General features: G+C 61.9%; 19 protein-coding genes. All 19 read right to left on the bottom strand.

Translation table 11 applies throughout. The features are described 5' to 3' along the window. Window positions 1-207 precede the first annotated feature (207 nt). The 19 genes from DN412_RS21815 to DN412_RS21725 all read right to left on the bottom strand — a co-directional run bounded on the left by DN412_RS21815 (window position 208) and on the right by DN412_RS21725 (window position 23,045). On the bottom strand, window positions 208-711 hold the full coding sequence (locus tag DN412_RS21815) for a hypothetical protein (protein WP_161564025.1): 504 nt from the start codon (window positions 709-711) through the stop codon (window positions 208-210). A 791-nt stretch (window positions 712-1,502) separates the two neighbouring features. Further along, window positions 1,503-2,969, bottom strand: coding sequence for an NAD(P)(+) transhydrogenase (Re/Si-specific) subunit beta (locus DN412_RS21810; protein WP_115213476.1), 1,467 nt, complete (start codon window positions 2,967-2,969; stop codon window positions 1,503-1,505). Next, window positions 2,966-3,322 (bottom strand): NAD(P) transhydrogenase subunit alpha part 2, encoded by a 357-nt coding sequence (locus DN412_RS21805; protein WP_115213475.1) that lies wholly within the window; start codon window positions 3,320-3,322, stop codon window positions 2,966-2,968. Before DN412_RS21805 ends, DN412_RS21810 begins: the two co-directional genes overlap by 4 nt. 10 nt (window positions 3,323-3,332) lie before the next feature. Further along, window positions 3,333-4,451 (bottom strand): Re/Si-specific NAD(P)(+) transhydrogenase subunit alpha, encoded by a 1,119-nt coding sequence (locus DN412_RS21800; RefSeq protein ID WP_115213483.1) that lies wholly within the window; start codon window positions 4,449-4,451, stop codon window positions 3,333-3,335. Between the two features lie 134 nt (window positions 4,452-4,585). Beyond that, window positions 4,586-5,350, bottom strand: coding sequence for an SDR family oxidoreductase (locus DN412_RS21795; RefSeq protein ID WP_114134861.1), 765 nt, complete (start codon window positions 5,348-5,350; stop codon window positions 4,586-4,588). A 53-nt stretch (window positions 5,351-5,403) separates the two neighbouring features. Then, complete coding sequence (locus DN412_RS21790) at window positions 5,404-6,435, bottom strand: phosphotransferase family protein (protein WP_114134860.1); 1,032 nt, start codon at window positions 6,433-6,435, stop codon at window positions 5,404-5,406. Window positions 6,436-6,760: 325 nt separating this feature from the next. After that, entirely contained in the window at window positions 6,761-7,732 is a 972-nt protein-coding gene (locus tag DN412_RS21785) for a WD40/YVTN/BNR-like repeat-containing protein (RefSeq protein ID WP_115213474.1), read from the bottom strand. Between the two features lie 15 nt (window positions 7,733-7,747). Further along, on the bottom strand, window positions 7,748-10,108 hold the full coding sequence (locus tag DN412_RS21780; protein ID WP_115213473.1) for an efflux RND transporter permease subunit: 2,361 nt from the start codon (window positions 10,106-10,108) through the stop codon (window positions 7,748-7,750). Between the two features lie 63 nt (window positions 10,109-10,171). Continuing rightward, window positions 10,172-11,998: a DUF1302 domain-containing protein gene (locus DN412_RS21775; RefSeq protein WP_115213472.1), complete on the bottom strand. Its 1,827-nt coding sequence runs from the start codon at window positions 11,996-11,998 to the stop codon at window positions 10,172-10,174. 68 nt (window positions 11,999-12,066) lie between these two features. Further along, the gene (locus DN412_RS21770; RefSeq protein WP_114134856.1) at window positions 12,067-13,434 is read right to left on the bottom strand and encodes a DUF1329 domain-containing protein; all 1,368 of its coding nucleotides are present in this window, start codon (window positions 13,432-13,434) and stop codon (window positions 12,067-12,069) included. Window positions 13,435-13,575: 141 nt separating this feature from the next. Further along, window positions 13,576-13,989: a RidA family protein gene (locus tag DN412_RS21765; protein ID WP_114134855.1), complete on the bottom strand. Its 414-nt coding sequence runs from the start codon at window positions 13,987-13,989 to the stop codon at window positions 13,576-13,578. A gap of 17 nt (window positions 13,990-14,006) precedes the next feature. After that, complete coding sequence (locus DN412_RS21760) at window positions 14,007-14,840, bottom strand: phytanoyl-CoA dioxygenase family protein (RefSeq protein WP_115213471.1); 834 nt, start codon at window positions 14,838-14,840, stop codon at window positions 14,007-14,009. A gap of 737 nt (window positions 14,841-15,577) precedes the next feature. Next, window positions 15,578-16,255, bottom strand: a complete 678-nt coding sequence (locus DN412_RS21755) for a hypothetical protein (RefSeq protein ID WP_115213470.1) — start codon at window positions 16,253-16,255, stop codon at window positions 15,578-15,580. Between the two features lie 40 nt (window positions 16,256-16,295). Then, window positions 16,296-16,964, bottom strand: a complete 669-nt coding sequence (locus tag DN412_RS21750; RefSeq protein WP_114134852.1) for a c-type cytochrome — start codon at window positions 16,962-16,964, stop codon at window positions 16,296-16,298. Window positions 16,965-16,974: 10 nt separating this feature from the next. Next, entirely contained in the window at window positions 16,975-18,459 is a 1,485-nt protein-coding gene (locus DN412_RS21745; protein WP_114134851.1) for a flavin monoamine oxidase family protein, read from the bottom strand. A 44-nt stretch (window positions 18,460-18,503) separates the two neighbouring features. Further along, a complete protein-coding gene (locus DN412_RS21740) occupies window positions 18,504-18,887 on the bottom strand; it encodes a hypothetical protein (protein ID WP_115213469.1) in 384 nt (127 codons plus the stop codon). 80 nt (window positions 18,888-18,967) lie between these two features. Next, window positions 18,968-20,257, bottom strand: coding sequence for an acyl-CoA dehydrogenase family protein (locus DN412_RS21735; RefSeq protein ID WP_114134849.1), 1,290 nt, complete (start codon window positions 20,255-20,257; stop codon window positions 18,968-18,970). A gap of 43 nt (window positions 20,258-20,300) precedes the next feature. Beyond that, window positions 20,301-21,791: an FAD-dependent oxidoreductase gene (locus tag DN412_RS21730; RefSeq protein WP_414437064.1), complete on the bottom strand. Its 1,491-nt coding sequence runs from the start codon at window positions 21,789-21,791 to the stop codon at window positions 20,301-20,303. 12 nt (window positions 21,792-21,803) lie between these two features. After that, complete coding sequence (locus DN412_RS21725) at window positions 21,804-23,045, bottom strand: thiolase family protein (protein ID WP_115213468.1); 1,242 nt, start codon at window positions 23,043-23,045, stop codon at window positions 21,804-21,806. Between the last annotated feature and the right edge of the window lie 3 nt (window positions 23,046-23,048).

The raw sequence follows: 23,048 nt of genomic DNA, 5'->3' as shown, positions 1-23,048 counted from the left end.
GGCGAATCGCCTCCAGCGTCTGATGGTCAAATGTACGTCCGTCTCGTTTCATACACGATCCGACCGGCACGGGCATCGCAAAGTTCCCCAATTTGTCGACTTACTTATCGACTGGTGAGTAATCGCAAGAAATACTCGCGGCGTGACCATCTCAATTTGCAGCAAAAGGAGGATCACCCTATGTTAGAAGAAGTGTCGGAAGCGAAGTCAGCGCAGGTCATCCCAAGCGCAGTAGCGATCCCCGTTCCTATCATGAAACAGGAATTCGTGATCGCGCGCTTCAGGAAGGAGTTCCACGGCGAGGCATTGCGCGCTTTCGAAGGAGCAATGGAGCGACAGCCTGCTGCCTTGCTTCAGGCAGATCTCCAGCATTGCCGAATCCTCTAAAAAAATCACTTGTGCGACGCCGGCTTGTTCCACGATGACCTGCAGGCCAGGCCCTGGCAACTCGATCTTCACCATCCCATCTCGCGCCAGGAACTTTAAGCCAGCCTCGTCGGGCCTGCAGAGTCCATCCATTGCCGCGCTACGCAAGCTCATGGGCTCACTCGCAATCCGACGAGACACATCACCGTTGCTATTGGAATGCACGCTGGTCATAGCGAATCCTTTTGCAGATACTTCCTTGCCATCGCCGCCATCGGCCTGGCAATTTTCCCAGTTTTCAACGCTTGCGCGGACGACTCCTTTGCTATCTGCCACACGCTTCATGATTTCTCGCAGATGCCAGCGGTGCGGAACATACTGAAGGTCGCGTGCAGCACGCCTTGCGGCGGATCAACCCTTGCGCGTCGGGATCGTCGACGCCTCGCCTTGAGCAGCGAGGCGCTGGTATCGGCCGCGTTGCACGAACTCTTTCCGGACAAAAAAGTGGCAGGAGCGTCGGTCAGCGTTGCGAGTTGATCGGTGCAGGAGGGGCTTGCGCAGGCTCACAACGGGGCGATGAGTCCCTGGATCTTCGTGGCGACGCTCCGCGGAGTCATGGCGATGGGCCGCCACACTCGCTACCAACTGGATGCGATACTCGCAATGTCGCGAATGAGCCGGATTGTCGTATGCCGTCGGCTTACGCAAGAATGGTTCGTGAAGCCGGGCAAACGTCGCGCCCACAGCGCGGATGGCTTCCCTCACTCGACACGTGTGGCTCAAGCGGGATGCTCTGCCAACTTGCCCTGCTTTCCTCGATCTGGCTCATTGCGCACTTCCTTCGCCCGGAGTCCCACTTTTCGGATTCGGATGCCTGTGTCACAAGAGCTACGGCCGGAAGGCACCTTCTCCGGGAAAAAAGGCCCCCACCTTGTGGGTGGGGGTGGGCCATTTGCAGCACCTAGTGGAGAACTCTTCTCTACTACTTCACTGCCACTACCTCCGATAGAGCACAACATCGCGTCACGTTATTTGGCTGCGCCCTTCGGCCCCCCACCACAGACGTGGAGAACACAAACCGCCAATTACCGGAAACCCTAGCTTTGCCGAGGGTCTGTGTGCTCATCCACCCGACATCAAGCCGTGGCCTTGACCATCTCCTCGACCACCTTCTTCGCGTCGCCAAACACCATCATGGTCTTGTCCATGTAGAACAGTTCGTTGTCCAGCCCGGCGTAGCCCGCGGCCATCGAACGCTTGTTGACAATGATGGTCTTGGCCTTGTAGGCCTCCAGGATCGGCATGCCGGCAATCGGCGATTTCGGGTCGGTCTTGGCCGACGGGTTCACCACGTCGTTGGCGCCGAGCACCAGCACCACGTCGGCCTGGCCGAACTCGCTGTTGATGTCCTCCATCTCGAAGACCTGGTCGTACGGCACCTCGGCCTCGGCCAGCAGCACGTTCATGTGGCCCGGCATGCGGCCCGCCACCGGGTGGATCGCGTACTTCACCGTCACACCCTTCTCGGTCAGCTTCTCGGTCAGTTCCTTCAGTGCGTGCTGGGCGCGCGCCACGGCCAGGCCGTAGCCCGGCACGATGATCACGGTCTCGGCGTTGCCCATCAGGAACGAGGCGTCATCGGCCGAACCCGACTTCACGTTGCGCTGCACTTGCGAACCGCCTGCTGCGCCTGCTGCCGCATCGCTGCCAAAGCCGCCCAGGATCACGTTGAAGAACGAACGGTTCATCGCCTTGCACATGATGTACGAGAGGATGGCACCGCTTGATCCCACCAGCGAGCCCGCGATGATCAGCATCGGGTTGTTCAGCGAGAAGCCAATGCCCGCCGCCGCCCAGCCCGAATACGAGTTCAGCATCGACACCACCACCGGCATGTCGGCGCCGCCGATCGGGATGATGATGAGCACGCCGAGCACGAAGGCAATGGCGAGCATCACCAGGAACGGCATCCAGTCCTGCGTCATGAAGAACGCAATGCCGAAGCCGACCATCGCGACCGCCAGGGCCAGGTTCAGCATGTGCTGGCCGGGGAACACCACAGGCGCGCCCTGGAACAGGCGGAACTTGTAGCGTCCGGCCAGCTTGCCGAAGGCGATCACCGATCCGGAGAACGTGATGGCGCCGACAAAGCAGCCGATGAACAGCTCGATACGGTTGCCCATCGGGATCTCTTGCGAGCCGGCCGCCGCGATACCGAAGGCGGCAGGTTCCGCCACGGCTGCCACGGCAATGCACACGGCGGCCATGCCGATCAGCGAGTGCATGGCGGCCACCAGCTCGGGCATCTTGGTCATTTCGACCTTCTTCGCCACGTAGGCGCCGATGCCGCCGCCGACCACCAGCCCGGCGAGAATCAGCGCCAGGCCTGAGCCTACGCCCGCGCCGCCGTCGGAGAGAAATTCGCTCTTGAGCTTGGCAATCAGCGCCACCGTGGTGAGCGCCGCCACCGCCATGCCGATCATGCCGAAGGCGTTGCCCTTGCGGGCCGAGGCCGGATGCGACAGGCCCTTCAATGCCTGGATGAAGCAGACCGACGCACCCAGGTAGAACAGCGTCACCAAATTCATGGACAGGGCATTCATCGCGGCATCTCCACCAGTCCTGCGCCAGCGTGCGCCGGCACATTGGCCTCGGCCTTCACCTTGGGCGCCTTCTTGCGGAACATCTCCAGCATGCGTTGCGTGACCAGGAAGCCGCCGAACACATTGACGGCGGCCAGCGCCACCGCCAGCGTGCCCATGGTGCGGCCCACGCCGCCTTCGGTCAGGCCAGCCGCCAGCATGGCGCCGACGATGATGATGGCCGAGATCGCATTGGTCACCGCCATCAGCGGCGTATGCAGCGCGGGCGTGACGGTCCAGACCACGTGGTAGCCCACATAGATCGCCAGAACGAAGATGATCAGGTTGATCACCGTGTGGTTCACCATTTCCATGGATGTCTCCTTAGCAGGCCAATGCCAATTCTTCCCGCCGCGTCATCAGGCAGGCGGTGACGATATCGTCGTCCTTGTTGATTACGAACTGGCCGTCCTTGTCGATCACCAGCTTGAGGAAATCCAGCACGTTGCGTGCGTAGAGCGCCGACGCGTCGGCCGCGACCATGCTGGCGAGGTTGGTGTACCCGACAAAGATCACGCCATGGCGCTCGACCACTTCGTCAGCCACGGTCAGCGGGCAGTTGCCGCCCTGCGCAGCGGCCAGGTCGACCACCACCGAGCCCGGCTTCATCTGCTGCACGGTTGCTTCCTGCAGCAGCACGGGCGCCTTGCGGCCCGGAATCAGCGCCGTGGTGATGATGATGTCGGCCTGCTTGGCGCGCTCATGCACGAGTTCGGCCTGGCGGCGCATCCAGTCCGGTGGCATCGGGCGGGCATAGCCACCGACGCCTTGCGCGATCTCGCGCTCTTCATCGGTGATGAAAGGCACGTCCAGGAACTTGCCGCCGAGCGATTCGATCTGCTCCTTCACGGCGGGGCGCACATCGGACGCTTCGATCATCGCGCCCAGGCGCTTGGCCGTGGCGATGGCCTGCAGGCCGGCCACGCCGGCACCGAGGATCAGCACGCGCGCCGCCTTGACGGTCCCCGCGGCGGTCATCAGCATCGGCATGAAGCGCTGGTAATGGTGCGCGGCCACCAGCACGGCCTTGTAGCCGGCGATATTGGCCTGCGAGGACAGCACGTCCATGCTCTGCGCGCGCGTGGTGCGCGGCGCGGCTTCGAGCGCGAACGCGGTGATGCCGGCCGCCGCCATGCGCGCCTTGCTCTCGGCATCGAACGGATTGAGCATGCCCACCAGCACCGCACCCTGTTTCATTTGCGCCAGTTCCCCGGCTTCGGGTGCGCGCACCTTCAGCACGAGATCAGCGCCAAACGCCTCGGCGGCGCTGCCGATGGTCGCGCCGACGGCCTCGTAGGCGCTGTCAGGCTGGCTGGCCCGTACGCCGGCACCCGCCTGCACCACCACCTTGTGGCCCTGTGCGACATACTTCTTCACGGTTTCCGGGGTCGCGGCTACGCGCGATTCGTACGCGTGCGTTTCTACTGGCACTCCGATATTCATATGCGCCTTCTTGAGATAATTCACGAAAGTCGTGATCGCCTTTAGCATCAACTCCGCCGCATAACGCAGCACTGCAATCCGGCGTTGGCCACGGCTGTGCGCAAGCTCCAGCCTGCACACACATCTTGTTCGGTTTAAATCGTCAGGCCACCGTCGACGACAATGCACTCGCCGTTCGTATAGCTCGACGCGTCCGACACAAGATAGAGCACCGTCCCGGCCATTTCCCGCGGCTCCGCGTGACGCCGCAGCGGGATATCGGCAAGCCATCGTTCGTAGATCGCCTGATCCTCGAACAGGGCACCCGCGAATTTCGTCTTCGTGAGGCCTGGAAGCAGCGCGTTCACCCTGATGCCGAGCGGTCCGCATTCCTTTGCGAAAGCCTTCGTCATATTGACGACGGCTGCCTTCGTGATCGAATAGATGCCCTGTTTGTCGCCGGGCTGCAATGCGTGCACCGACGCGGTATTGACGATCGCACCGCCGCCTTGCGCCTTCATCATCTTGCCGGCTTCGACGGACATGAAGAAGTAGCCGCGCACGTTCACTTCGACCGTCTTCTCGTATGCGCTGATGTCGGTGTCGAGGATATGGCCAAAATACGGATTCGCCGCCGCGTTGTTGACAAGGATGTCGAGGCGACCGTGCTTGTCGCGGATATGTGCAAACGTCGCGGCGATGTCCTCCACTCGGCCAACGTGGCACGCCAGCGCTTCAGCCTTGCCACCTGCCTCGACGATCTCGTCGGCAACCGCCTGACAGTCATCGAGTTTGCGGCTGGACACGATCACGTGCGCACCCTGTTCGGCGAGCAGCTTCGCAATTTCCTCGCCGATACCGCGGCTCGCGCCGGTCACGAGCGCGATCTTTCCGGTCAGGTGGAACAGGTTCGTTGCCATGCTTTGCTTCTCCAGTTGATTCGGTTTTTGATGGTGTGCTTCGGCGGCGTATGTCAGGCGTGCGCGTTGATCACGCGCACGGCCTCCTCGGCCAGAGCCCGCGTCATGTCTCCGACTCGCAGGGCCGCCGTGCTTGACGCATTGCCCTTCAGTGCGCGAGCCTTCACGCCCTGAGCGATCGCGGCGAGCCTGAAGAAGCTGAACGCCAGGTAGAAATGCCAGTCGCGGATGGGTTCGATGCCGCGCAGCTCGCAATAGCGCGCGACAATTTCGGCTTCCTGCGGCACGCCGAGCGCGGCGCGATCCTGGCCGGCGAGACCCGGGACGAGGCCATCCGATGGCAGTCGCAGGCACATGCAGAAGTAAGCAAGATCGGCGAGCGGATTGCCAAGTGTGGAAAGCTCCCAGTCGAGGACGGCCTTCACGCGGTAGCTATCGCGCTCGAACATCACATTATCAATCCGGAAGTCGCCATGCACGAGCGTTGACGGACCTGCATCTTCGGGGCAGGCCCTCGGCAGCCAGCCGATCAACGTTTCCATCGCGTCGAGCCGTTCGGTCTCTGCCGCACGGTACTGCTTGGTCCAGACGCCGATCTGTCGCTCGAAGTAACTGCCAGGCCGGCCGTAGTCAGCAAGTCCGGCAGCCTCCACATCGATGTCATGCAGCGCCGCCATGGTCTGCAGCACCGCGTCGTAGCAGTCTGCGCGATCTGGCCGAGGCAGCTCTGGCAGGGCGGGATTCCAGAAGATGCGCCCATCCTCGAAGCTCATCACATAGAACATGCTGCCGATCACGTCGCGGTCCACGCACAGGTGATACGGACGCGCAACCGGCACCGCGGTCCCTGAAAGCGCGGTCAGGATCCTGAATTCGCGATCCACCGCGTGGGCGGACTTCAGCAGCTCGCCCAGCGGCTGGCGCCTGAGCACGTAGCGGCCGCTGCGCGACTGCAGCAGAAAGGTCGGATTTGACTGGCCTCCGGCAAATTTCTCCGCATCCAGAGGACCTTCGAAACCGGGTAAATGGTTTTCCAGATAACCCGCCAAACTGGCGACATCGAGTTGTTGAGACGTTCTGGTCATCGTTGAATTTGATTTGCCCTGTGTGTTGCCGCTGCGAGCCGCGGTCCTCATGACGACGCCAAGCCGAGGGACCAAGCGTCAGATATCAGTAACGATGGGCACCCGTACCCGCGTGATGTAGTTCGCAGCCGCAACCTATGTTTGCTCCAGGCCGCGCATGCAAGGACGCTTCATGCGGCCTGTCTCGAACTGAAGCGCCAACCCGCCGGCCATCGGGTTGACCAGCGCGGCAACGTGCATCTGCTACTGACGGTCGAGTCGGAAAGTAATGCTGGAGGTTGCTGACGGTGATCCGGCGCGTAGCGCTTTTTTCGTGGAAATCGGCTTACAGGCCTGCCAGCACACCCTCATTTGAGAACAGAATCGGCCGGCCAGTTGCATCGATCAGCGCGGCGGTCAGCGCAGCCCGATCCGGGCGCTGCGCGACCTCCAGCGGCGCACCGTCTTCACGCTGCTTCACCACCAGCCCATCGAGCCCAACGGCAATGAGCCCCTTGCCCGCTGCGGCAAGACTGGTGACCGAACTCTTGGTTTCTGCCTTCAACGGTCGCCAGGTCGCCCCGCCATCGCTGCTCTGGAACAGGCTGCCGAGCAGGCCGCCCACAACGATCCGCCCATCGGGCATCGCCACGCCTGACCACAACGAGCCCTTCCCCCCCGTGGCGAGATAGTCCCAGTTCACACCACCGTCGGTCGACTTGAGCACGGCCCCCTGCTCAGCGGAGACATAGAGCGCGCCTTGCCGATCGGCAAATACGTGGTAGAGATTGCGGTCCGCCTTGCCACCGCCGGGCGGCTTGGGCAGCGTGGTGCGAGCCCACGTCTTGCCGCCATCATGGGTCTGAAGCATCAATGACCACAGGCCCACAGCAATGCCGTCGTGGTCGTTCGTAAAGAGCACCGAGAACAGCGGCTGATCGACCGCCGTGTCCATGCGCTGCTTGCTCCAGGTTTCACCGCCGTCGTTGGTCGCAAGGATCACGCCCCACTGCCCCACGATCCAGCCGTGCCGGTCATCGGTAAACGTGACGGCGGACAGCGTGGCGGAAACCGGCACCGTACGAGCCTGCCGATAGGTCTTGCCGTCGTCGTCGGAGAGCAGAACGATGCCGTGCTCCCCCACGGCGACGATGCGTTTGCCGGCGCGCGTGGCGTCCAGCAGCATCATGTGGGTCGGCGCGCTCCACGTGTGCGCGGGCTTCGCAGCCCACGTGGCGACCGTGCCTTCCGATGGTGCTTGTGCAAATGCTGCCGTGGCGATGCACAGCGCAATGCTGGTCACAAAAGTCTTGATCATGGCTGTGTCTCCGGGTCAGTGGCTGAGCAGGCCCGGCACGCGTGCCGGCTTGCGGCGCGGGAACCAACGCTCCAGCACCGAGGCCAGCGCGGGCAATGCCGTCATCGCCATCACCAGGTTGACGATAAACATGAAGGCCAGCAGCTTGCCCATATCGGCCTGGAACTTGAGGGCCGAGAAGCTCCACGTCGCCACGCCCACCGCAAGCGTGATGGCGGTAAAGATGGTCGCCACGCACTCGAACTCCAGCGCACGCTCCATGGCCCGCTCGATCGGGTCGCCCTCGGCCAAGTGCCGCTGCAGCCGGTTGTAGATGTACAGCGCATAGTCCACACCGATACCCACGGCCAGCACCATCACCGGCAAGGTCGCTACCGTCAGGCCGATCTTGAGCTCCTTCATGAACCAGTAGCCGATGAAGGTGGCGACGGTGAGCGGCACGCAGCAGGCCAGCATCGAGCGCCAGTCGCGGTAAGCGAGGAACACGAGAATCACGATCGCGGCGTACACGTACAGCATCATCGGCAGCTCGCTGCGCTCCACCTCGTCATTGGTGGCGGCCAGCACGCCGGCATTGCCCGCGGCCAGGCGGATGTTGACCCCCGGGAACGGGTGCGACACGCGGTAGTGCTTCACAGCGTCGATCACCCGGTTGATGGTCGTCGCCTTGTGATCGGCCAGGTACAGGTGGACGGCGGTCATGCTGCAGTCGGCCTTCATGAAGCCCTTCAGGCGTGCCACGTCAACCGACACCGCACCGTAGTTGTCCGGATCGATCGGCACGACGTTCATCTTTGGATAGTCTTCGTTGTAGCCCGCGTTGTAGGTACGCAGCATCCCCGAGTACGACTGAGCAGACACCACACCGGGCTCGGTGCGCATGGCGGCGGTGAATTCGTCCTCGTACAAGCCGACGGCCGGGTTGTCGCACGCCTTGCCGCTCGATTCGATCGCCACCGACAGCCAGTCCAGACCCATGTCATAGTTGCCGGCGATGGCCGTCGCATCCCGGTTGAAACGCGCTTCCTCGCGCAGCTCGGGCGCACCGGGCTGTAGCGTGCCGATCACGCGGTCGCGGCTCTGCCAGACCGAGACCCCAAACACCACCAGCGTGATCAACAGCGTGGCGCCCGCGAACTTCGGTTTGGCCACCAGCGACAGTGGACGCAGCAGCTCCGAGCGACGCGCACTACGCTTGAGTGCGCTTTCAGCGTAGGCCTGGGTGAAGTTGAAGCACGATGCGGCGATCGGCAGCAGGATCAGGTTGGTGACGATCTTGTAGGCCACGCCCAGCGAAGCCGTGATGGCCAGTTCGCGCACCATCGGAATCGGGATCAACAGCAGCGTGACAAACGACACGAAGGCGGTGACGAGTGCCAGCACACCGGGGATCAGCAGGCCAGTGAAACTGTGGCGCGCTGCATCGAACGGGCTATTGCCGCGCGCGATTTCACGCACGATGAAGTTGACCTGCTGTACACCGTGCGAGACCCCAATGGCAAACACCAGGAAGGGCACCAGCACCGCGAGCGGATCCAGACCAAAGCCCAGCAGGCGCAACGTGCCGAATTGCCAGACCAGCGACGACAGGGAACAGACAATCAGCAGCACCGTGAAGCGCACCGAATGGCAGTACCAGTAAACCGCGAGCGCAGTCAGCAGCAGCGCGATCGCGCAGAAACTGAGCACGGCCACTGCGCCATCGGCAATGTCACCGATCTGCTTGGCAAAACCGATGATCTGCACTTCGTAGCCGGCATCCTCGAACGGCTTGCGGATCTTCTCTTCGAGCGTATGGTTGAACGCCACATAGTCGAGCACCTTGCCGGTGCTGTCGCGCTCGTTCAGCTCGGCCGTGACCATCGCGCTGTCTTCGTTATGCGAGACGAGCGTACCGACATAGCCGCCCAGCGTGGTCGCGTGGCGAATGTTCTCAACCACCGCCGGCGTCAGTTGGTCGGGCGTGATCGTGCCCGAGATGATCGGCTCCGCACGGAAACCTTCTTCGGTGATTTCGTTGACGAATGCGTTCGGTGTCCAGAGCGAGCGCACACCACCCCGGTCCACGTTCGGCAGATACGTGACTGCCTGGGTCACCTTGTACAAGCGCGTCAATCCCTCCGGCGTCCAGATCGAACCTTTCCGGGCGCGCACGACTACGGTGATACGGTTGGCTCCAAGCAGATCGGAACGGTATTTCTGGAAAGTCTGCACGTATTCATGGCCAATCGGCATCTGCTTCTCGAAGCCAGCGTCCATGCGCAATTGGACGGCGAATACCGCCATCACGACCGTGAACAGGCCGATCACAGCAAGCACGATTGCACGATGGCCGAAAAAGATCCTTTCCAGACCACTGACAAGACGATTCAACACGACACTACTCCTTCAAGTATCCCGACGGCGCACCGTGTGCGCCACCTCGGGCGGGCGACCGCGTCAGAAATTCCGGGTCACGAACAAGCCGACGAAGTTTCGATCCGAGTAAGGATTGCCCACCGTGTTGTGTCCGCCCCAGAACATGGTGTAGTTGACGCCCGCCTGCCATTTGGTCGGGTTCTGATTGAACAGGATGTAGAGGTTTGCCGACTTCAGACCCTGCAGGTAGTTAGCCGAGAATGTCGGCGTGTAGCCATAGAGTCCGGCCGAGAACGTCACCCCGGGCGTGACCTGCCAGCCGGGGATCAGCGTACCGTCATAGGTCCAGTTGAAATCGATCGTCGTGCCCACCGAACTCGACGTACCCTGACCCATCCCGATCGGATAGCCCGTTCCAGAGTTGTTGTTCAGCCAGGTCAGATATCCCGCCTGGGGCAACTGCGTGACCTGCTGCCCATTGACGGTCCGCGTGACGCCGCTCTGGCTCAGGCCCGGGTAGTAGATCCACGTCAGCTCTGCCGTCAAGGTTCCCGAATCCGCGCCGATCCATTTGAGGAACGGGTACTCGCTGCGCGTAAGCGCCAGCAGGCCATTGATACCGAACTGGAATTTCTTCTTGTCGGCCCACTGCTGGCAGTCGACCCCTCCCGGGTTCACGTTCAGATCGGGCGGCCCCCCGGCGCCGTAGCAGCTTGACAGCGCCACGGCGTCTCGCGGGCGATACGACAGCTCGGTGCCGATAGCCCAAGGGCCAAGCGGGAAGTTAGCACTGACGCCAAAGAGCTGACGGTTCTCGAGGTTCGACCACTGCAGCGTATTGTTCGCGAAGGAAGTCAGCACCGGCGACTTGTCGGTATAGTTTTCGTAGTAGAACGCGAAGTTCGCATCGATGCTACGCGGCGCGTAGTTGAACTTTACGCCGAACTGCGGCTTGTACTTCGACGGCAGTATGCTGGAGACGGGAAGACCGAACGAATTGGCAAACTCGCCGTTGACGAGTCCATTGTTGATTGCGGCGATCGTGGCCGGATCATGGGCGTTCTGTCCCGTCATGCCCGCGATGGTACCGGCGCTGGGGCCGTTCGCATTGAAGTTGTTCGGATTGACCGTGAACGGTTCGGCACCGCGGCCAACGACGTTTGACACGGACCAGTACGAGCCGACCGGCGGGATGCGATTGCCTTTCCAGATGAACTGATAGTAGGCCTCGGTGCTTACACCGTGGGACAGTTCGCTGGCAAAGCTCAACATCGGCGCCGGCAGCACTGCCTGCTTGAGCTGCGAGCCTGGAACCAAGAGCTTTTGCATATCGAGCGAGTTGGTGGCATTGATGCCGCCAGTGGCGAACATGCTCTCGCCCCAGTTGATCACCTGGTTGCCGAGGCGGACGTGCGCGTTTCGATCGCCAATGGTGAAGTCCTTCTGGGCCCACAGATCCAGCAAATACGCGTCGTAGACGACCTGTGCCCGTGCGTCGCTTGCCAGCTCCGTGCGCTCCGTGTTCTTGGCCATGAAGTCGTACATGCCCGTGCCGCGCGCCATAAACTTCAGCCCTTCGCCGGGCATCGTCAACAGCAGCTCGCTGGTCGCGCTCAGGTAGGTGCTGTATGGCTTCCCCTTCTTGTAGTTCAGGTCACCGTTGTCGCCGGCGCCCCACTGATCGACGTTCGCAGCGGTGCCGCAGCCGTTCGCGTTCGGGTCTCCGGTGAGCGAGCAGCTCGGGTTCTTGGTCCGGCTCGCCGCGCCAGCCGTGATATTGGTCACGAGCGATCCCTTGATGGCATCGTCAGGTCCTGCCGTGAAATCGAAGGCGTGCGCGCTCGGCGCCACTGTGCCCAGAACGACGAGGGAAATCGTCGCCTGCCGGCAATTCTTTATGGTTCTCATCTCTCCCCCAACCTGTTTGACGCCGACGCGCGCCTCCTACGCGCATCGGCCCACCTATGCGGCGATCTTCAACGCTCGCTGACCGCCCTCAATGTTTCCGCGGTGAAGTAGTCAGCCTTGAAGCGCGGATCATTGGCCTGCTGATGCCAGCGGATGTCTTTGCCTTGACCGAAGGTTGATGAATCGAGCAGATAACGTCCGTTGGTCAGGTCGTACTGTGCCCAGACTTGGTTGTCACACGTACCGCCCAGATCCCAGACCGGAATCGAGTAGCTTTCTCGCACCTTCCACAACTGGCCCTGCGCGTCGTAGTCTTCGCCCGCGACAGCCAGCCAGCTGTCCTCATCCAGATAGAGAACCTTCTTGGATGCAGCGTGGCGGGCAGTGGACTTTAGCGTCGCCTCGACCACCCAGACCCGGTGCATCTCATAGCGGCGGCTTTCGGCAGCGATTCCATCGGGCTTGGCAACGTCGTGCAGCTTGTCCTTGAACTTGTACATGCCGAACACGTTGTACGGCACGATCATTTCCTTCTTGCCGACGAGCTTCCAGTTGAATCGGTCGAGCGCACCGTTGAACATGTTGAATTCATCGACCAGGTACTGGTTCTCGAAGCCGATCAACGGCGCGTCGTGCGTGTAGGCCGGCATGCGACGCACGCGGCGCTGCCCGGGGAAGTAGTAGAACGTCTCCGACGGCTTGTTGAAGTACTGCCGCTGCACAAAGGCCTGGCCCGCCAGCGCCGCGGGCGAGTTCATCTTGAAGAAGAGCGCGTTACTGAGCTGGTCGACGTCCTGCGGGGTGGTCTTGCCAACCTTGCCCGTTGGGAAGTAGTACACCTGCGGGCCGACCACATCGATCGATTCGCCGCCACCCGGGCGAGACGAGACGGTCGTTTGATCCGTTGGCCATTCAATGCCTTCGCCCCGGTATCGGGTTTCGTAGTTCAGGATCGCTTCGACGCCGTTCTTCGGCTGCGGGAAGGCAACGCCTGGAAAGATCGCGGTCTGCAACTGCTCGCCAGTCGAGTCGAGCTTGGCCGCCGTGAGGTTCGCCTTGGAGTTCTGCGCGACGAAGTCCGGCACCTGACATTCACGATGCGATGGATACACGTCCATCCGGTAGCCCTTCTTCTGTTTGACTAGCGCGATCTGGCCCGGTGTCAGTTGTGCAGCGTACTTGTCGACATTCGATGCATCGATCGAATAGAGGGGCTTCTCGTTCTTGTGCTTCCAAAAATCAGCGCGAACTTTGCCCCATTCCCAGCCTGCATCGGGTGACTGCTTGCCTGTATAGGCCGGTACGGCGCCGTCCTTGCCGGGGGCACGGTCACCGCCTTCCGGCGTGAGGTCTTCCGCCAAGGCGGTAGTACCAATCACAAGACAGGCGGCGGCCGCGATCATGGATGCGGCTCCAACTCCGTACTTTTTCATCATGGTTCTCCTTCCGATTCCGCCTTCGATCGCTCACCGAAGATTGATCGCATAAGGCGGAGGTAAAAGCATGTTGCTTTCGATAAGTACTACGTACATTGGCAGACTGCGGCGAAGTCCTCTGCCGTGCTACTGGTCAAGTGGTCACTCGTTGCCGGACCCCGCTACTGCCACCGCCCGGATCTCCACGCGCAGCTCTGGAAGCGCCAGCTGCGTGACGCCCACGGCCGTCCACGACGGATAGCGGTTCGGGAAGTACGCGTCCTTGACCGCCGTGAACTCCGTGAGCTCACCGCGAAGATCCAGATGAAAGGTCGTCAGTTCAACGACGTCGGCCAAGCTGGCGCCCGCCTCTTCCAGAACGAGTTTCAAACACTCGAACGCTATCTGCGCTTGCGCCTGCATCCCCTCGCCAGGCTTGCCCTCAGCATCGATTCCGACCTGGCCGGACACCCATATCATGTCGCCCACGCGCGTTGCCGGCGAGAAGTGGTAGGCGTCGTAGAACGACCGGAATGGGGCGGGGACGATCGATTGCCGCTTGTTGTTCGTTGCCATGGATTGCACCTTTTTGCTTAGATGAGTTGACGGAAACACGGAGCCCGGAACGGATCACCCGCCTTCAGATGCGAGAGCTCGTCGGCGAACAGAACGCCCGCTGTGCTGTAGCCAGAGCGGCTGTTCTCAGGCAGCGGGCTGAAGGTCGCGTCGTCGCCAAAGAAGCGCAGCACAAGCGTGTGACGATCGGGAAAATCGGCGTCTGTCGCCCCGCCGCCATGCAACGAGGCCGGATGCAGCAGCAGCACATCGCCCGGATACGTGGCCCACGAGATGATGTCGTAGGCATCCGGGTTGGCGCGGCGCTCAGCCTCGATGTCGGGCATGCGCGGCCACACATCGCCGCCGTGCAGCGGGTCGGTCGGGTCGTTGGGATCCAGGAACGTGGTGCCGTCATGACGCGTACCGCGGTGCGATCCGCGAACGACCTCCAGAGCGTTGCGTTTCGGCACGGCTTCAAAGCTAATCCAGGCATTGGCCCAATGCTTGCCCGCCCACGGCAAGTACGAAGTGTCCTGATGCCAGGAGGAGCGCGCAGCTTTGCCGCCAGCCTTGAGGAAGAGCTCCTCGGCGAAGTACCACACGTGTTTGGAACCCCATAGTTCCGCGAGCAGCTTGCCAAACGGCAGCTTGGCGACGAGATCATCCAGTCGATGCTTCGCATTGGGATTGGCATTGTCGACGTGCGCTCTACATTCGGTTCCGTCAAACATAGTCGTCACCATGGGGCCGGGGTTCGCGATTCCCCAGTCAAAGACTTCCCTGCACTGTGCGAGCGCGTCTTCGTCGAGACAGCCCTCAATGACAACAGCGCCATCTTCTGCGAAAGCTCTGCGCTTGAATTCGTCCATCGGTGATCTCCTAATCCGTTTAAATGGCAACCTGATTGCAAATGCTTACGGTCGCGTCTTTCGCAAGCGGAGCAGGCAGACTGCCTGCCGTCTCCCAAACCACGCGGCATACAAACCAGCACCGAGCGGCCACAACCATCCCATCGCTTCACCCTTCCGCACACAGGCCTTTCCATCCATATGTACAGTCGACCTATATATTACGTTTTGCTGACCTAAGCTTAGCGGTGGATCGACCTAATATCAAGGCGCTGATGGGTAGGGGAAATACCAACTCAGCCATGGTGCAGACGATGTCGAATCGAGTGAATCCCGCGTCGTCAAACGCGGGAACCCCCAGTAAATGGAATGCTGGGCGCAAGGGGATCCGTCATGGGCGATCAACGGCCCTTGGCGGGGATACTGAATTGGGACAACGACACGAGTCGCGTCCCGATTCGCCGTGTCTGAGTAGGTGGCGGTGCACAGAAGATCACCGTTGCGCGCATGTTTCAGACCGGCGTGATGTCCAGGGACACCGCCCGAGATCTGCACCGAGATCGCTCCCGGCTCCGCGCGCTTACCCGCCGCGGGGTGATGGCATGGCAACGCCATGCCTTTCATGCCGCCTGCCGCAGGTATGACTTCGACGGTAGAGACCAGGCGCGGCAAGCGCGCACCAGCGTGACGTCGACTGCTGCGTCGCCAGGCCGCACAACTGGAACTGGCCCCGAGCCAGTGCAAAACATGCTCTGATGTCAGTGGCTGTAACGAGCAACCCTGTTCAAAGCGAGGTCCTCGCCCCGTGCGCGCTCCAGGGCGCAATAGGCGTAATAGACGGCCGGCGAAAAATACGCCCAGGAACACAGTGCCAGCGTGAAGAAATTGAAGAAGACGTTCGTCTCTTCGCCGGGGATCTTATAAAAATCGTAGATGCATGCGATCGCCTGGGAAGTCACCAACGCCAGCAACAACACCACCGCTTGGAGCACCGCCCCAATGCCAAGCAGCCGCTTGATGACATAAGCGAGATAGATCGACAGCAGCGTCCACATCACCACGTAGTAGTAAGGCAACACCCCCTGGATGAAGTGAGCCCCAATCAGAACGAATGTGGCCGCGCTCGAAAGCACGAACGCCATCACGTCCTGGCGAATCGATGGCTTATACCCATGCGTGATGGCCATCATGCCGGCCACCGCGATGACCGGCATGCCGAAACCGCGGGAAAACGAATCGAAGAAATGGGCGATTGCATAGGAAATCTCGTTCCCAGTCGCAAAGAAAAAGATGGCGTTCGTCGCAGAGGTTCCGACGACCCACATCTCGATGCCGAGAAGATAGTTGCGCTTCTTGACGAACTTCCATCCGAAGACAAACGAACTCAACGCCAGCACGGCGCTGGACAGCACAAGAATGAGAGACCTGAGATCCATGATTCAACTCCAATATCGATGATCGATTGCGCCGGATGCGTCAATGTTGTTTCGGTTCAAGACTGGCAAGGTAGTTGGCAATCGCCTTGCGGTCTTCCGGAGAGGCGCTTTCAGCAATGCGCTTCATCATGCCGGTGGGTTCGCTGCGCGTGCCGGAAGCAAACGCGTCGAACTGCGCCAGGATGTAGTCATAGCCTTGGCCTGCAAGACGCGGAAACTGGTCATGCCCCATCAGCTGAGCACCGTGGCATGCGGCGCAGTTCCCCGCTTCCACCAACTGCAGCCCTTTCACGCGTAGTTGCGGATCCGGTTTGAAGTAGTGGTTGGCCGCAGGCGGCACCTTGGAAAAGTAGTCCGCCATATCCTTGATCTGTGCGTTGTCCATCGTCATCGCCAACGGCCCCATGTTCGGATTGAGGCGCGCACCGCTCGCAAAGTTGTGGAGCTGCGCCTCCAGATAAGCGGCGGGCTGCCCTGCCAGGCTCGGATAGCCTTGATGAAGCGAATTGCCTTTGACGCCGTGGCACGCGAAACACGTGTCGTTGACGTGTGGCCAGCGGCCTCCATCCGCCTCGTACGCCTTTGCTGACGCGTCGATAAAGTGGTCCAGCCGGTAGAGATCGAGCACGTCCGGGCCAAAGAAGACGAGCGCCACAGCAGCCGCGATGGCCGCGAAGGCCGCAACGCCAATCACAATGCGTTTTTTCATGTCTGCTCCCTTATGCTCGACGTAGTGCATTGAGCACTTGGAGAGAGGCCTGATGGCCGGAACGCACCGCACCATCCATGTAGCCGGCCCAGATTTCTGCAGTCTCGGTGCCTGACCAGATCAGGTTGCCGCACGGCGGGCGCAGTGCTTCGCCGTGAGCGCTCCAGAAGCCGGGGGGAATGGCGGAGACGCACGTGATCGTCCACGGATCACCTCGGCTCCAGTCCTGATCGTGATAGGCCACCGGCGACAGGGCTTCATGCCCCCATGCCCGGGCGTAGAGTTCGGTCAGGATCGATTTCGCCGCGTCCTGCTCCGACGGCAGTTGTGCATTGACGACGAAGGCGTTGATAACCCCGATCTCTCCCCCTGGAGGCGAGTTGTCGAAGGCCCAGATCACAGGCCCGCTGGCCTGGATGATGTGTCCATTCAAGCCCTTGTCACGCCAGAACGGGCGGCGATAGACCATGGCCGTCTTGCGTGCCGGCGAATGCGCAGGCCATGCACGCTGCAAGGCAGCGCGCTTCTCCGGCAGCGGCGGGTTGAACTGCACCTGTTGGCACAGCGCGGGGTGGATGGCCATGATGACCTTGCGGGCGCGCACTTCGCCATGGTCCGTCTGCAGCGTCACAACATCCCGGTCCCAACCGGAAATCGCGCGTACCGGCGTCGACAGGCGCACCTTGTCGCCCAGTTGCTTGGCCATCTTGATGCTGAGGATTTGCGAGCCGCCGATGAAGCGGGTCTCCTGCGCACTGTGCTTGATGCTGTCGAGCTGCGAATAATCGCGGTCCGCCGAATTGATCATCGACAGGAAATGCAACAACCCCATCTTGGCCGGCATCGCGCCGCCGGAAAGGGTGATGCTTGCATTCCAACCAAACCGGTCTTCAGGCTTGATGTTCTGCTTGGCCAGCCAATCCCCGACCGAGAGCTTGTCCAGCTCGCCGACTTTCGGCGACTTCCAAGGCGCGCCCGACGGCACGTCGCGCGAGAGCTGGCTGAGTTTTCCGCTGACCGCCTCATCCGTGCCGAACGTCCCTTTCAGATCGATTTCCATCCGGCCGTCACCACCCAGGATGACGGTCTTGCCATCGTAGTAGGTCGGAAACGTGCCGACCTCCAGCTGACGGGCAAGATCCGCCACCGCCGTCTGGCCGGGCCCGATCCACTGGCCGCCAACCTCGGAGACATAGCCCCCTTCGATGTTGTAGTTGAGCGTGCGCCCCCCTACGCGATCTCTCGCCTCCAGAACGACGAACGAGTTGCAACCAGCCAATTGCAGGTCGCGCGCGGCCGTCAAGCCGGCCAGCCCGGCGCCGATGATGGCGACATCGAGAACGCCGTCATCCGTGGACGCGGTGTTGGCGGCACCGGCATTGGCCTGACGCACGCCCAGCGCCAAACCGCCTGCCGCCGCCGCAACGCCGGCGGCTTTGAGCCATTGCCTGCGCGGCAGGTTGGTTGATTTTTCTGGGGGAGATTTCTCTGACATGGTGTTTCCGTGACTGCGATGAACGTGTTGTTTCTTGGTGGGCTTCAGTGCGCGTCGATCGCGAACCGGCGGACGTTCGGGCCGCCGCGGATGCTGCGGTGCCTGACCGCCCAGACCAGCCCGCGCAACGCTTGCTGATTGGCCGTTTGAACGGCGGCGGTGCATTGCTCGAGAACGTCCTGTTCCGGAAACAGCATCAGCTCCGCCGCACTCCCCAGCACCAGCGCAATCTCAAACGGCGAACGCGTGGTCAGGGCCTGTCGCAGCAGGCAAGACAAGCGCCGCTCGATAGCCGCGCCGTCTGCCTGCAGATCGTTGGCTGCATCCCTGCGAATGCTCCGCACCGAGGCCCGAATGAAATGGAGCATGTCGGTGGCGGAGGGCTGCCGCCCCCAAGAGGCTGCCTTGGTGCCGGAACATGTCGTCATGACAACTTCCTCATGCAGATACGTGTTCGTCGCGGCCGGGTAGCATCTTGGTTACGGCTGCCTGCGCCTGCCCGCGACGCTTAGTCTTTCGTCCACCCGTTCTGATACAGGTGGCTTGCCAGCAAGCCCACGCGCGACGTGAGGACGTAGTTTTCACCGTCCTCGATCAGCGCCGAGCGGCAGTCGCGGTAGATCTTCTCGATCGGGTACTCGCGCGTGGTGCCGTTACCGCCGAAAAGCTGGAAGGCCTCGTGCGCGATCTTCATGGCTTCTTCCGTCACGCTGACCTTGGCCTGTGCAGACGCGTACGGGTGCGTCTGCGGCGACAAGCGCGAGTACGACAGCGCGCGGCGCGAAATCGCGCGCGCCATCTCGAGCCGGCGCAGCATCTCGCCCAGACGCAGTTGCGTCATCTGGTGTTCAATGAGCAGCGCGCCGCCCTGCTTGCGTTCGTGGCAATAGGCCAGCGCGAGCTCGAATGCAGAACGGGCCGTGCCGGTGAACACCTGACACATGTTCGTCCCGGCGTGCGACCACGCCGAAGCGATGTTGCCGAGGTAGTCGTCCTTCAGTGCAATTGCGAAGCGCTTCGGCACCTTCACGTTGTCAAAGAAGATCTCGCCCTGCGGCAGCCCGCGCTGGCCGATCTTGTCGAGCGGCTTGCCACGCGAAATGCCAGGCAGATCCAGCGGAATGATCATCCCGATGCCGTTGGTGAATACCCCGCGCTCGTCGGTGCCGTAGAAGCCGTCACCGTAATCCGCCGCCATGTAGGCAAGCGATACCTGCGCGACCGAGCCGTTGGACACCCACGACGAGTACTGGCCGTTGATGACAATCTCATCAGTACCAACCTTCGCAGTGACGTTGCCCAGCGACTGCTTGCCGTGCGCGCTGACTTCTTCGCGGTAGAGGATCGCGCCATCGGAACCGCGATCAGGTTGCGTGTTCGACCAGCAGCCGACCTTGCCCATGCACATGTCGATCAGTTCCTGATTGCCGACCGACTGCGCCACCATCAGCGGCATCATCGACGCAGTCAGCGAAACGGCCAGTCCCGCGTCGCCCCAGCCGAGTTCTTCAGCGATGAGCGATTCGAGACGGACGGCCACCTCGGGAGGGAACTGATCGATCAGCTCCGGATCGAGCCCGAGCTTGGCTGCCTCCAGCATGACCGTCCAGTACGGAGAACCGGGAGCGATCACTTCCTCCGGCGTCATGCGGTCCAACTCCCGGCCGATCGGGCGCATCACGTCGCGCGCGAACCGATGGACCGTGCCCTGGATCGCACTTTCCTCTTCGGTCAACGGCGTTTCGAAACCGGTCAGCCCAACCGCCGGCAATTCCACGGATGTCTTCAGGCGAATCATGTTGTGCTCCTCCTTTTCATATTTGCAGTTAAAGCGCTCGCCTTCAGGCTGAAGCGTCGCGCACCTTACGGTTCACCCAGTCGTCCATGGCGGCAGCCCCACCCAACGCCCCTTTCAACACACACCACCGGAACGGTTCGGGCAATGTGGAAGGCGTTTCGTGACGCACCGCCGCCAGCAGCGGGGGCTCGGTACCGCGAATCCGCTGGGCGATCATGTGACCGACCATGGACTGGGCTGCCACGCCATGCCCGGAACACCCAGCTGAGTAAAAGATGTTCTGGTTCGATCCCGTCGTGCCGACTACCGGCAGCGCATCGTTGGCGAAGCTGATATAGCCGCTCCAACACGCCCGCACGGCGAGGTCTTTCAAGGTCGGGAAGCGGTCGCGCATGGCGGTCCTCAGCTCGCGGTACTGGTCGTAGTCGGGCACATTCGGCGTCTTCGAGCCGTACGGATAGCGCAGTCGCTTGGTAGTCACCAGAAGCGTGTTCTGGGCCGTCACGCGATGGCTTTCCATGACCCAATGTGCAGTCATGACACCTTCGCGTCGCGCCCAGCCCAACGATTTCAATTGCGCCGGGGAAAGCGGTTCAGTCTCGATGGCCGACACCCGCAAAGGCACCACCTTGTCGGCAAGCAGGCCAAGTTGGGGGGTATAGGCATTCGTTGCGAGCATCAGCACCGGAGCGCTCGCGCTACCACGCGGAGTCTTCACCTGGATCACGGGACCTTCGATGTAAGACAGCAGTGGCGTGTTCTCGTAGATCTTGACGCCCGCACGCAGCGCTGCGCGCCGCAACCCCATCACGTACTTCCCGGGGTGGAGCGTGCCGCCGCGCGGCGTGTATTCGCCAAAAAGAAACGCCGGGGGAATGCCCCGTGCCCGCATTTGGGCTTCGTCCAGGAACACCGACTGGACTCCAAACTCCGCACTGGCCCGTACGCCCTCACGCACCTTCTCTTCCTGTGACGGATGAATGCCCGCGCGAATCAGCCCGGAGGGGTTGTAGTCGCAGTCGATCCCATGTTCCTTGAGCTTGCCTTCAACGAAGGGGACGGCATCTTCGTAGTAGCGAACGATTTCCTTCGCGCGCGCCTTACCGACGTCCTTGAGGAACAGGTCGTACTCGAGCGCGATGCCGCCGCCCAGGTAGCCGGCGTTGCGCCCGCTCGCGCCGAAGCCGGCAAACTCACGCTCAAGGACGATCACTTTCGCACCCTGCCTGGCGAGCTCCAGTGCAGCGGAAAGCCCCGCAAAGCCGGCGCCAACAATTACCACGTCCGAGCTGACATCGCCCTCTAGCGCGGGCTGCAGGTCATCGGGCTTTTCCACCCATCCACCCAGCGCGCGATACTTTTCCAGGTCGGCCGTCTCCTTGGCGTTCTCCCCCGGCTCCGCCCCTGGGCTTTGCATCGCCGCAATGGCGGGCACCACGACCGCTGTGGCTGCGGCACCTTTCACGAACATGCGCCGGGTCATGCCGGTGTGCCCGGTCTCCCCTTCCTGCGTGCCATCGAGACGCTTGGTCATTTCAAAGTCCCCTCATTCCTTGCTCAAGATGTGCACCGCCAGCGCGGCTTCTTCGATGCCCTGGAAGCCGCCACCGTTCTCCTGAATCGCATGCCGCGCGCCGAGCACCTGGCGTGCACCGGCCTCCCCACGCAGTTGCGTGACCAGTTCATAGAGCTGGCCGATGCCCGTTGCGCCCAGGGGGTGACCTTTCGATTCGAGGCCGCCCGACGGATTGATGGGGATGCGTCCACCGATCGTGAAGTCCCCTCGCTCGGCAGCGGGGCCACCTTGGCCCAGTGGCACCAGCCCGAGGTTTTCGGCCTGGATGATCTCGCCCATGGCGGAGGCATCGTGGACTTCGGCAACGTTCATGTCTTCGGGGCTTAGGCCTGCCTGCTCATAAGCCTGCAGCGCCGCCAGCCTGCCAATGTTCTTCTCCGGCTCGTCGATGCGCCGATGCGTGAAACTGCGGATCACGCTTGCTGCAACCCTGATGCAACGGCTGCGCTCGGCACCGATGCGGCGCAGGCCCTCTTCGGTGCAAAGGATTGCGGCAGCCGCACCGTCAGTGACCGGCGCGCACATCGGCAACGTGATCGGATAGGTGATCGGCGGGGCCGCGAGCACCTCGTCGACCGTGAACGGTTTGCGGAACTGCGAAAACGGGTTGTGTACCGAGTGCCCGTGGTTCTTTGCCGACACCGCGGCAATCTGACGCTGTGTCGTGCCGTAGGTCTTCATGTGATAACGGCACATCGCGGCGTAGACCGACATGAAGCGGCTGTAAGGCCGGTCAGATTCCGAGCCTGGTGGCGGCTCAACGCCTTCGCCCAGCCTCATGAGGTGGGCGAAGTTGTCCTCAACACGCGACACGTCCCACCCGCCCTCGAACAGCGCGAACGATTTCGCCTTGTCCGGTACGTTCATCTTTTCCGCGCCGAGGGCCAGCGCCACGTCGCACGCGCCTGCTTTCAGGCTTTGCACGGCCAGGTGCACGGCGGTGCTACCGGAGGCACAGGCATTCTCGACGTTGAACACCGGAATGCCCTCCAGCCCGATCTTGCTGAACACCACCTGGCCCGGGATCGACAGTTGGCCCTGCAGCTGGCCGTTGGTAATGCCGGCGTAGTAGGCCGCGCCAATCGCATCGGCGTTGCAACCGGCGTCCTGCAGCGCACCGCGCAGCGCTTCACCTGCGAGGTCATCGATGCTGCGTTCGAGGTGCCGGCCGAACACCGTCATGGCGATACCGGCAATGTAGATGTTGCTCATCGT

Origin of the sequence: Cupriavidus lacunae, assembly GCF_003353055.1 — a bacterium.
GTDB classification, from domain to species: domain Bacteria; phylum Pseudomonadota; class Gammaproteobacteria; order Burkholderiales; family Burkholderiaceae; genus Cupriavidus; species Cupriavidus lacunae.
Note: the sequence above shows the minus strand (reverse complement) of the source record. Positions and strands in the feature narration are given on the sequence as shown.

Coding starts and splice junctions, on each gene's coding strand:
- DN412_RS21795 (WP_114134861.1), bottom strand. CDS start 5,350: ATGGCAACGAACCTGTTCCACCTGACCGGAAAGATCGCGCTCGTGACC.
- DN412_RS21740 (WP_115213469.1), bottom strand. CDS start 18,887: ATGACGACATGTTCCGGCACCAAGGCAGCCTCTTGGGGGCGGCAGCCC.
- DN412_RS21760 (WP_115213471.1), bottom strand. CDS start 14,840: ATGGACGAATTCAAGCGCAGAGCTTTCGCAGAAGATGGCGCTGTTGTC.
- DN412_RS21745 (WP_114134851.1), bottom strand. CDS start 18,459: ATGTCAGAGAAATCTCCCCCAGAAAAATCAACCAACCTGCCGCGCAGG.
- DN412_RS21785 (WP_115213474.1), bottom strand. CDS start 7,732: ATGATCAAGACTTTTGTGACCAGCATTGCGCTGTGCATCGCCACGGCA.
- DN412_RS21805 (WP_115213475.1), bottom strand. CDS start 3,322: ATGGAAATGGTGAACCACACGGTGATCAACCTGATCATCTTCGTTCTG.
- DN412_RS21730 (WP_414437064.1), bottom strand. CDS start 21,791: ATGACCAAGCGTCTCGATGGCACGCAGGAAGGGGAGACCGGGCACACC.
- DN412_RS21790 (WP_114134860.1), bottom strand. CDS start 6,435: ATGACCAGAACGTCTCAACAACTCGATGTCGCCAGTTTGGCGGGTTAT.
- DN412_RS21775 (WP_115213472.1), bottom strand. CDS start 11,998: ATGAGAACCATAAAGAATTGCCGGCAGGCGACGATTTCCCTCGTCGTT.
- DN412_RS21800 (WP_115213483.1), bottom strand. CDS start 4,451: ATGAATATCGGAGTGCCAGTAGAAACGCACGCGTACGAATCGCGCGTA.
- DN412_RS21810 (WP_115213476.1), bottom strand. CDS start 2,969: ATGAATGCCCTGTCCATGAATTTGGTGACGCTGTTCTACCTGGGTGCG.
- DN412_RS21815 (WP_161564025.1), bottom strand. CDS start 711: ATGAAGCGTGTGGCAGATAGCAAAGGAGTCGTCCGCGCAAGCGTTGAA.
- DN412_RS21765 (WP_114134855.1), bottom strand. CDS start 13,989: ATGGCAACGAACAACAAGCGGCAATCGATCGTCCCCGCCCCATTCCGG.
- DN412_RS21750 (WP_114134852.1), bottom strand. CDS start 16,964: ATGAAAAAACGCATTGTGATTGGCGTTGCGGCCTTCGCGGCCATCGCG.
- DN412_RS21735 (WP_114134849.1), bottom strand. CDS start 20,257: ATGATTCGCCTGAAGACATCCGTGGAATTGCCGGCGGTTGGGCTGACC.
- DN412_RS21755 (WP_115213470.1), bottom strand. CDS start 16,255: ATGGATCTCAGGTCTCTCATTCTTGTGCTGTCCAGCGCCGTGCTGGCG.
- DN412_RS21725 (WP_115213468.1), bottom strand. CDS start 23,045: ATGAGCAACATCTACATTGCCGGTATCGCCATGACGGTGTTCGGCCGG.
- DN412_RS21770 (WP_114134856.1), bottom strand. CDS start 13,434: ATGATGAAAAAGTACGGAGTTGGAGCCGCATCCATGATCGCGGCCGCC.